Below are 8,331 nucleotides of genomic sequence, written 5' to 3' on the forward strand. Positions count from 1 at the left end.
GGCCTTCACTGTTTCGTTCTGGTAGGAGGCGACCAGCGTCTTCACCCAGGGTTCGTTCTCGCTGCCGGCCTTGACGGCGATGAAGTTGCGGTAGGGATTGTCGGCCACCGGCTCCTGGGCAATGCGGTTGTCGGGACCCAGGCCGCTCTTCAGCGCCCAGTCGGTGTTGACGACGGCCGCGTCGAGATCCTCGACCGAGCGGCCGACGATGCCGGCATCGAGTTCCTTGATGGCGACCTTCTTCGGGTTCTCGGCAATGTCGGCGGTCGTCGCCAGGATGCCGGTGCCGTCCTTCAGCTTGATCACGCCCTCGTTCTGCAGCACATGCAGGGCGCGGCCCTCGTTGGACGGATCGTTGGGCAGGCCGATGACGGCGCCTTCCGGCAGGTCGGCGACCTTGGTGTATTTCTTCGAATAGAGGCCGATCGGCCAGACGCCGGTATAGCCGACGGGGACGATGTGATAGCCTTGCGTCTTGATCTGGTTGTCGAGATAGGGCTTGTGCTGGAAAGCGTTGGCGTCGATCTCGCCGCGTTCCAGCGCCTCGTTGGGCTGCGTGTAGTCGTTGAAGACGACCGTTTCGATGGTCAGGCCTTTCTCGGCCGCCTGGGCGACGACGACGCGCCAGACATCTTCATCCTCGCCGCTGATGATGCCGACCTTGATCGCCTTCTTGTCCTCGGCGAAAGAAGGCGTCGGCGCGGCCAGGCCGACAACGGCAAGCGCCGAGGCAAGAAGCGCCGCAAGTCCAGCGCGCCTGGTGATTGACGTAGCGAGAGTTTTTGAAGCGTTGCCGCGTTCGGACATGGTTCTTTCCTTGCGATCCCGAAATCGTATCGGCTTGGCGGAATGCGAAGCCTTGATGACAGCATCGGCAATGCTGGGCGTCCGATCAAAGAACTGCTTTTCTTCTCAGGAACCGAGCAGGAAATATTCTCTCAAAGATATTGCGACAGTGAGCACGCCTGATGGTGGGCACCGCGATACGGGTTATGCGACTGGCGACTCCCAGAATCGACGGTGCCGCCTTGGCCAACGTGTCGAGTGGTCAGAACGTCTCGACCCAGGGCCGCAAGTCGACCTCGAAGCTCCAGGCGCTGCGGTGCTGGCGGTGGACCGCGAGATAGGTCTCGGCGATCGCGTCCGGCGACAGGCGGCGATCCGGTCGGTCCGGCTCGGCCGCCTGTCCCGGCGGCTCGATCTGGCCGTCGATGATGAAATGCGCAACGTGGATGTTCTTTGGGCTGAGCTCGCGCGCCATCGACTGCGCCAGTCCGCGCAGGCCGAATTTCGGCATGGCGAAGCCGGCCGATCCCGAAAAACCTTTCAGGCTTGCCGTGGCGCCGGTGAACAGGATCGAGCCGGAACCGCGCGCCAGCAGCCGCAGCGCCGCCTGCTGGCCAACAAGGAAGCCGCCATAGGCGCCAACCAGCAGCGCCTGTTTCACGGCGTCCGGGTCGAGCTCGGCGATCGGTCCGCGCGTGCGCCCGCTGGCGTTGAAAACCGCGACATCGAGCGAGCCGACCTTGTCGGCGGCCTCGAACAGTCGGGCAACGGAGGCGGCATCCGATACATCCGTTTCCACCGCCTGTGCGCCGGTCTCGCCGGCAAGTGCCGCAAGCTTGTCGACATTGCGAGCGGCAAGGACGACGCGGAAACCTTCCTTGCTGAGAAGCCGCGCCAACGATGCGCTGAGGCCAGCACCAGCGCCTGCGATCACTGCGACATTGGCTGCCATGATTTCCTCCTGCGAATGCGGCACGGCTGGCGTGGCCGACGCCTCTTCATCGGACAGCGTCGCGCCTTCGGCGGCAAGAGGCAAGAACGGTGTTGCTCGATTTGGCCGCCCGGCGCAAAAGGGGGCCGGTCCCGACGGCAGGTTCCATCGCGACACCGCGAAACGCTTGCCTGCAGGACCGATCCGTCCGACAGGTGGTTCAACGGCGATTCGAGGAGCGACCATGCAACCAATCTGGGCCGTCGGCCTGATGACAGGCACCGTACTCGACGGCAATATCGACGTGGCGCTGATCAAGACCGACGGCGAGCGCATCGCCGATTTCGGCACCTACACGCTGGCGCCCTACGCGCAATCGATCCGCAGCCTTTTGGAGGAGACGCTGCGGCGGGCGCGCCTCTGGAACTTCGAGGGACCGGAGCCGGAGATCTTCCGCGAGGCCGAGGAGGCGCTGACGCGCGCGCAGTCGGCGGCGGTCAAGGATCTCGTGGAAGGCCAGGGCATGACGATGGCCGATATCGGCGTCGTCGGCTTCCACGGCCAGACCGTTCTGCACCGCGCCCCGCAGCCGGGGCGGATCGGCCGCACCCGTCAGCTCGGCGACGGCGAATTGATGGCCGCCATTCTCGGCACCAAGGTCGCCTATGATTTCCGCTCGGCCGACGTCGCCGCCGGGGGACAGGGCGCGCCGCTCGCCGCCACCTATCACGCGGCGCTGCTCAAGGAGGCGGACGCCAGCGGCGACACCGCCGTGCTCAATCTCGGCGGCGTCGGCAACGTCACCTGGTGGGACGGCAAGGACAACATCGTTGCCTTCGACACCGGTCCGGCCAATGCGCCCGTCAACGATTTCATCAAGGCGAAGGGCCTCGGCGAGATGGACCGCGACGGCAGGCTGGCGGCGGCCGGCACGGTCGACGAGGAACGGCTCGCGCTGCTGCTTCAACATCCGTATCTCACCAAACCCTATCCGAAATCGCTCGACCGTTTCGACTTCACCGCGGCGATGGCGGACGGGCTCGGCACCGAGGACGGCGCGGCCACGCTGACCGCTTTCACCACCGCCGCCGTCGGCAAGGCGCTCGATCTCCTGCCGCGCCGACCGAAGCGGCTCGCGGTCAGCGGCGGCGGCCGCCGCAATCCGACCATGATGGCGATGCTTGACAGCCGCGCCGGCGTCGAAGTCGTGCAGGCGGAGACCCTCGGCTGGAAGGGCGACGCGGTCGAGGCCGAGTGCTTCGCCTTCCTGGCGGTGCGCGTGCTGCGCGGCCTGCCGATCAGCTTTCCGAGCACGACAGGCGTGCCGCAGCCGATGCGCGGCGGGAGGCTGGCCGGGTAGGTTCCCGTTCGACGCAATTGCGGACGGAAACCGCTTCACACTTTCCTGGAATTGCTCTGATCAGAGGGCGAGCAGGCTCTTCTGCAGGAAGATGCGGCTGCGGCCGATGGGGAAATCGGGCAGCGTGCCGAACGGCTGGTAACCCTGGCGCTCATAGGCCTTGACCGCTTTAGGATTGAAAGTGTCGATCCAGGCGCCGTGGCAGCCGCGCGCCACCGCCTCCTGTTCGGCCGCCTGCAGCATCTGGCCCGCCATGTGCTGGCCGCGTAGGCTCTGGTCGACCCACAGCCATTGCACGAACAGCCAGCCCCAGGCGGTGTAGCCGGAGATGCCGGCGACCACCTTGCCAGTCTCGTCGCGAACGAAGACTGCGAGCGACTTTCGGCCTGAGGCGCCTACATCGGCGTCGTTGAAGGCCGTGAGCTGCTCGCCGAGGAAGGCGAGTTCCTGCGCCGAAGGATCGGCGGTTGTCTCAAGCGTCGTCTTCATCGCTTCGTCCAGTTCGGTTCCATTTGCCAGCCTTAGCGAAGGACCGAACAGGGACGCAAGCTTACTGCTGGGCAGTGCCTGCCGAGCGCCATGCCGCCGCCGAAGCGGCGACCAGCATCAGCAGGGCCGCGATCACGGCGCAATTGGCGAAGCCGAGGCTCGTATAGAGCGGCCCGAAGCCGGCGGTGCCGATGGAGACGGCGAGATAGGTGACGGAGCTGTTCAGGCCCATGATGGTGCCGCGCTGCGTGGGGTCGAGCGCGGTCAGGCGCATCACCAGGACGTTCAGCCCGAAATGGTTGGCAAGGCCCCAGAGGGCGATCGTCGCCATGAGCAGGCCGAAGCTGCCGCTGGCGGTGGCCATGGCGACATAGACGGCCGCCACCAGCAGATAGGCGAACGGCATGACGCGCCGGGCGCCGAGGCGATCGATGACGCCGTCGAGCAGTGCCGCCGCGCCAAACCCGAAACCATAGGCGAGTGCGGCCAGGCCATTGGCGCTGACCGGCTCGCCGAGGCCCTGGTGAAGGTGATCGCCGAGATAGCCGTAGACGCCGTAGAAGGCGGTCATGAAGGCGCCGCAGGCGATCAGCAGCGGCAGGATGCCGGGAACGGCGAGCGCCCCGAGCGGTGAAGGCGCCGGACCGCTTTTCTTGCTGTCGCGCAGCGAACTCATTGTCAGGCCGACGACGGCGATCGCGGCCAGGAGCGCGACGGCGGCGAAGACGGCGCGCCAGTGCACGAGATCGGCAAGCACGGCCGACAGCGAGACGCCGGCCACCATGGAGAGCGTCCAGCCGGTCAGCACGACGCCGATGGTGCCGCTTTCGCGGCCGGGCGGCGCGATCGCCGCCGAACTCGCGTAGATCGCCGGCATGGCGACGCCGGCGGCGATGCCGGCGACAAGCTGGGCCGCGACCAGCGCCGTCACCGTCGGTGCCAGCGCGCTGGCGACCAGGGCCAGCGCCAGCAGCAGCAATGCGCCCTGCAGCATGCGGCGCGCGCCCACCCGGTCGATATAGCGGGCAAGGAAGAGCGCGCTGGCCGAGGTGCCGAGGCCAAACGCGGCGGCCGCGCTCATCACCGCCGGCACGCTCGTCCCGAACGAGGTCGCCACGGCGGGCGCGATCGGGCCGAGAACCAGCGAGTTGGAACCGATGACGGCGATGCAGCCGGTCAGGAGATAGGCGAGCGCCGGGATTGGCGGCCGGGGCGCCGCCACCAGAATTGCTGATTGATCACTGTTCGACATATGCTCATAATGGCCGTATTTAATTCGGCATCAATGAGGAATTCCGATATGGATGAAGAAACAGATGGCATTCAGCGGAACAGGCAGCCTGCCCGCGATATCGACCCGATCGACCGAAAGATATTAGGCATCCTGGTCGACGACGCGACCATCAGCTACGCCGAGCTCGGCGATCGCGTCGGCCTGTCGCCGCCGGCGGCGCATGAGCGGGTGAAGCGCCTCAAGCGCAGCGGCGCCATCCGCGCCACGGCGGCCATCATCGACCCCAGAGCGGTGAAGAAGCCGCTGCTCGCCTTCGTGCATATCGACACCAGGGGCTGGGGCAAGACGCCTGAGCTGATGGCGGTGTCCGAATTCCCCGAAGTCGAGGAGATCCATACGGTGGCCGGCGACACCTGCATGCTGCTCAAGGTCCGCACCGAGGACACGCGCGCGCTCGAGGGATTGCTGTCACGGCTTTACGAAACGCCGGGCGTCACCTCGACGCGCAGCTATGTGGTGCTGTCGACCTATCTCGAGCGGCCGGTGCAGCCCGGCATCACCCAAGAATGGCCGGCGCCCCGGCATATGGCGACGCCGGTCTACTAGAGCATGATGCCGAAAAGTGTGAAGCGGTTTTCGGACGACATCATACTCTATTTCTTCTAGGCGTTACCCTCACTGCAAGCTGCACACGTTTCTGCACAAAATTTACGCATGCAATAATTTCTCATAACGCGTTGAAACTTGAAAACTTGTCTGTAAAGTTTCACCTTGCAGGTGCGCGCCGGCGCGCTCTAACTAGGTGCCGGGGCAGTCGCATGGGGCCAAAGGTTTGGATATCCATGCCGCGAGGGTTGGAATGGCGATGACACACAAGACCATGGAGGATTTCGCACGTTCCTGCGGCGTCTCCAGACCGACGCTGTCGAAATATTTCGACGATCCGACCAGCGTCAAGCCGGCGACCAGAAAGCGCATCGAGGAGGCGCTGCGCTCCTCCGACTATCAGCCCAATCTGTTCGCCCGCAACCTCAACCGCAAGCGCACCCGCAGCATCGGCATCGTCGTGCCGACGGTGACCGACCCGTTCTATTCGGAGATGGTCAGCCGCATCGAGCTTCGGCTGCGCGACGAAGGCTACTGGCCGATCGTCATTTCCTCGCACGGCTCGACCGAGCTCGAGGTCGAGGCGACGCGGACCATCCTGTCCTTGAAGGTCTCCGGCGCGCTCGTCGCGCCGCTCGGGCGGCGCTCCGATCACCGCACGCTGGAGAAGCTGACGCAGGCCATCCCGATCGTTTATTTCGACACTTATCTCGAAGGCGGCACGCCCTTCGTCGGCAACAACAACACGCAGAGCGTCGCGACGATCGTCGAGTATCTCTGCCGCTCCGGCGATGCGCCGGTCTATTTCGACATCCCGCATGTCAACCACAACTCGCCCGAACGGCTGGCCAGCTATGTCGCCTCGATGAAGCGGCTCGGCCATGAGCCACTCGTCATCGGCAACACCAAGGACTACACGTGGGATTTCGAGCGGATCGGCTACGAACAGACCGAAAGGATGCTCGGCAATGGCGGCCTGCCGGGCAAGACCATCCTGTGCAACAACGACCGTCTTGCCTTCGGTGTGATGGCGGCCGCCTTCTCCCGGGGGATCAAGGTCGGTCGCAAGGCGGACTGCGACCTGCGTGTCGCGGCGCATGACGACCATCCGCTCAGCCGCTACGCCTGCCCCGGCCTCACCACCATGGCGCAGGACTTCGCTTCGATGGCCGGGCGCAGTGTCGAAACGCTGCTGGGACTGCTCAACGAGGACGGGACGGCGGTGGCGCCCAAGGTCAATCTCGACGCGACGCTGGTGATGCGCCAGTCAGCCTGACCTGAACCTCGACAGACCCGACCCAACTCAACCGGGATCGAAGCTCCGCCAGGCGGCGACCGCCGCCTCGACAGCCTGCCGCGATGCCGGGCCGTGGCGGCCCATCGAGACGAAGCCGTGGATCTGGCCCGGCCAGCGCTTGAGCACCACCGGCACGCCGCCGTCCTGGAGGCGCCTGGCATAGGCCTCGCCCTCATCGGCGAGGATGTCGTGGCCGGCGATGGCGACGAAGGCCGGGGCGGCACCGGCAAGGCCTTTGGTCTTCAGCGGCGAGACGCGCCAGTCGTCGATGTCGCCGGCGTCGCGAACATATTGGTCGCGGAACCATGCCATGGTCGAGGCGGTCAGGCCGAAACCCTCGGCGAAGCGTCGGTAACTGTCCGCCGTCTGCGCGGCATCGGTGTTTGGGTAGAGCAGAAGCTGTGCGGTCACCGGGATCCGGTCGTCCCGCGCGAGCAGGCTGAGCACGGCGGCGAGATTGCCGCCGGCGCTGTCGCCGGCAACGGCGATGCGCCGCGCATCGATGCCGAGAGCGCCGGCCTCATCCCGCATGAAGGAGAGCACGGCGCGGCAGTCCTCGACCGCCGCCGGAAACTTGTGCTCCGGCGCCAGCCTGTAGGCGGGCGAAACGACGACGCATGCCGCGATGTTGGCGAACCAGCGGCAGATCTCGTCATGCGAGTCGAGATTGCCGATCATCCAGCCGCCGCCGTGCAGATAGAGCAGCGCGGGAGCAGCCCGGGACGGAGCCCCCTGCCCGCGATAGATCCGCAGCGTCAGCGATCCGCCGGGCCCGGCGATGATGCGCTCGCCGACCAGGCCGACCGGCTCGCGCTCGCCCTGCAGGTCCGGAGAGCCCTGGTCATAGGCGCGGCGCGCCTCCTCGGGCGTGCCGGTCTCGAAAGGCGGGGCAGCGGCCTGCCGGCCGAGATCGAGCACGTGGCGGGCTTGCGGATCGAGCCCGGACAATTCTGCCGCGAGAGGCGACGTCGTCATGGGTGAGCCCCCGTCATGCAGCAGGCTCGCCGCTTCGTCCTCGCCGAGAAGCGGCGGCTGGTCGACGGTGCCATTGACGGCAACCGACCCGCGGCTCTCGCCCGAGACGAGGATCGCTTCCATGATCTCCAGCACATGCAGCGCCAAATCGCCGGAGGCTCGGGGCTTGCTGCCTTCCGACAGCGACCGTGCCAGATCGGCGACGCCGAGCATGCGATAGTTGGCGCGGTCGGGCGCCGCATAGGGCCAGTTGCGCGCGCCGTAGAGCTCGCCCTCGCTCGCGAAATCCGTCCAGTCGGCGCCGCGCGCGGAAAGCGAGACGGTGCCGCCGAACGTGTCGGGATCGGGGAGTCTGAGCGAGCCCTCGGTGCCATGCAATTCGATCGGATGGTTGGAGTGTTTGAAGACATCCCAGGAGGCGCCGAAGGTGACGGTGGCGCCGGAGCGGAATTCGAGCAACGACAGGACGTTGGTCGGCGTGCCGACCTTGAAGCTGGTGTTCTTGAAGGGACCGTCGGCGGTGATCAGCCGCTGCTCCTGGCCGCGCGTCGCCATGGCCATGACGCGGACGACCGGGCCGAGCAGGTTGACCAGCATCGTCAGGTAGTAAGGGCCCATATCGAAGACCGGGCCGCCGCCGGGCTGGTAGTAGA

General features: G+C 66.3%; 8 protein-coding genes and 1 pseudogene. 3 read left to right on the forward strand and 6 right to left on the reverse strand.

Features of this window, described 5'->3' with window-relative positions:
- Together EN781_RS18440 and EN781_RS18445 are read right to left on the reverse strand one after the other, a co-directional pair.
- A partial coding sequence (locus tag EN781_RS18440; RefSeq protein ID WP_127400217.1) for a MetQ/NlpA family lipoprotein occupies nucleotides 1-807 on the reverse strand: 807 nt, incomplete at its 3' end.
- Nucleotides 808-1,048: 241 nt separating this feature from the next.
- Entirely contained in the window at nucleotides 1,049-1,738 is a 690-nt protein-coding gene (locus tag EN781_RS18445) for an SDR family NAD(P)-dependent oxidoreductase (protein WP_126056121.1), read from the reverse strand.
- Nucleotides 1,739-1,961: 223 nt separating this feature from the next.
- On the opposite strand from EN781_RS18445, the gene EN781_RS18450 reads away from it, so the two are divergent.
- A complete protein-coding gene (locus EN781_RS18450) occupies nucleotides 1,962-3,077 on the forward strand; it encodes an anhydro-N-acetylmuramic acid kinase (RefSeq protein ID WP_126056122.1) in 1,116 nt (371 codons plus the stop codon).
- A 60-nt stretch (nucleotides 3,078-3,137) separates the two neighbouring features.
- Here EN781_RS18450 and EN781_RS18455 read toward each other — a convergent pair whose 3' ends face one another.
- Nucleotides 3,138-3,566 carry a GNAT family N-acetyltransferase gene (locus tag EN781_RS18455; RefSeq protein WP_126056123.1) on the reverse strand — a complete coding sequence of 143 codons (429 nt, stop codon included), beginning with the start codon at nucleotides 3,564-3,566 and terminating at the stop codon, nucleotides 3,138-3,140.
- 61 nt (nucleotides 3,567-3,627) lie between these two features.
- Nucleotides 3,628-4,818 carry an MFS transporter gene (locus EN781_RS18460; protein WP_126056124.1) on the reverse strand — a complete coding sequence of 397 codons (1,191 nt, stop codon included), beginning with the start codon at nucleotides 4,816-4,818 and terminating at the stop codon, nucleotides 3,628-3,630.
- A 48-nt stretch (nucleotides 4,819-4,866) separates the two neighbouring features.
- On the opposite strand from EN781_RS18460, the gene EN781_RS18465 reads away from it, so the two are divergent.
- Nucleotides 4,867-5,406 (forward strand): Lrp/AsnC family transcriptional regulator, encoded by a 540-nt coding sequence (locus EN781_RS18465; RefSeq protein ID WP_126056125.1) that lies wholly within the window; start codon nucleotides 4,867-4,869, stop codon nucleotides 5,404-5,406.
- 253 nt (nucleotides 5,407-5,659) lie between these two features.
- Nucleotides 5,660-6,682, forward strand: a complete 1,023-nt coding sequence (locus tag EN781_RS18470) for a LacI family DNA-binding transcriptional regulator (protein ID WP_126056126.1) — start codon at nucleotides 5,660-5,662, stop codon at nucleotides 6,680-6,682.
- Nucleotides 6,683-6,709: 27 nt separating this feature from the next.
- On the opposite strand, the gene EN781_RS18475 is transcribed toward EN781_RS18470, so the two are convergent.
- Nucleotides 6,710-7,678 carry an alpha/beta hydrolase gene (locus tag EN781_RS18475; RefSeq protein WP_126059204.1) on the reverse strand — a complete coding sequence of 323 codons (969 nt, stop codon included), beginning with the start codon at nucleotides 7,676-7,678 and terminating at the stop codon, nucleotides 6,710-6,712.
- An 18-nt stretch (nucleotides 7,679-7,696) separates the two neighbouring features.
- Nucleotides 7,697-8,331: pseudogene (locus EN781_RS18480) on the reverse strand (Gfo/Idh/MocA family oxidoreductase); the annotation flags it as partial.

It is taken from the genome of Mesorhizobium sp. M4A.F.Ca.ET.090.04.2.1, from assembly GCF_003999085.1.
GTDB lineage: Bacteria > Pseudomonadota > Alphaproteobacteria > Rhizobiales > Rhizobiaceae > Mesorhizobium.

What these genes read in the sequence shown, in the direction of transcription:
- EN781_RS18445 (WP_126056121.1), bottom strand. Translation starts at nt 1,738, where the DNA reads ATGGCAGCCAATGTCGCAGTGATCGCAGGCGCTGGTGCTGGCCTCAGC.
- EN781_RS18450 (WP_126056122.1), top strand. Translation starts at nt 1,962, where the DNA reads ATGCAACCAATCTGGGCCGTCGGCCTGATGACAGGCACCGTACTCGAC.
- EN781_RS18455 (WP_126056123.1), bottom strand. Translation starts at nt 3,566, where the DNA reads ATGAAGACGACGCTTGAGACAACCGCCGATCCTTCGGCGCAGGAACTC.
- EN781_RS18460 (WP_126056124.1), bottom strand. Translation starts at nt 4,818, where the DNA reads ATGTCGAACAGTGATCAATCAGCAATTCTGGTGGCGGCGCCCCGGCCG.
- EN781_RS18465 (WP_126056125.1), top strand. Translation starts at nt 4,867, where the DNA reads ATGGATGAAGAAACAGATGGCATTCAGCGGAACAGGCAGCCTGCCCGC.
- EN781_RS18470 (WP_126056126.1), top strand. Translation starts at nt 5,660, where the DNA reads ATGGCGATGACACACAAGACCATGGAGGATTTCGCACGTTCCTGCGGC.
- EN781_RS18475 (WP_126059204.1), bottom strand. Translation starts at nt 7,678, where the DNA reads ATGACGACGTCGCCTCTCGCGGCAGAATTGTCCGGGCTCGATCCGCAA.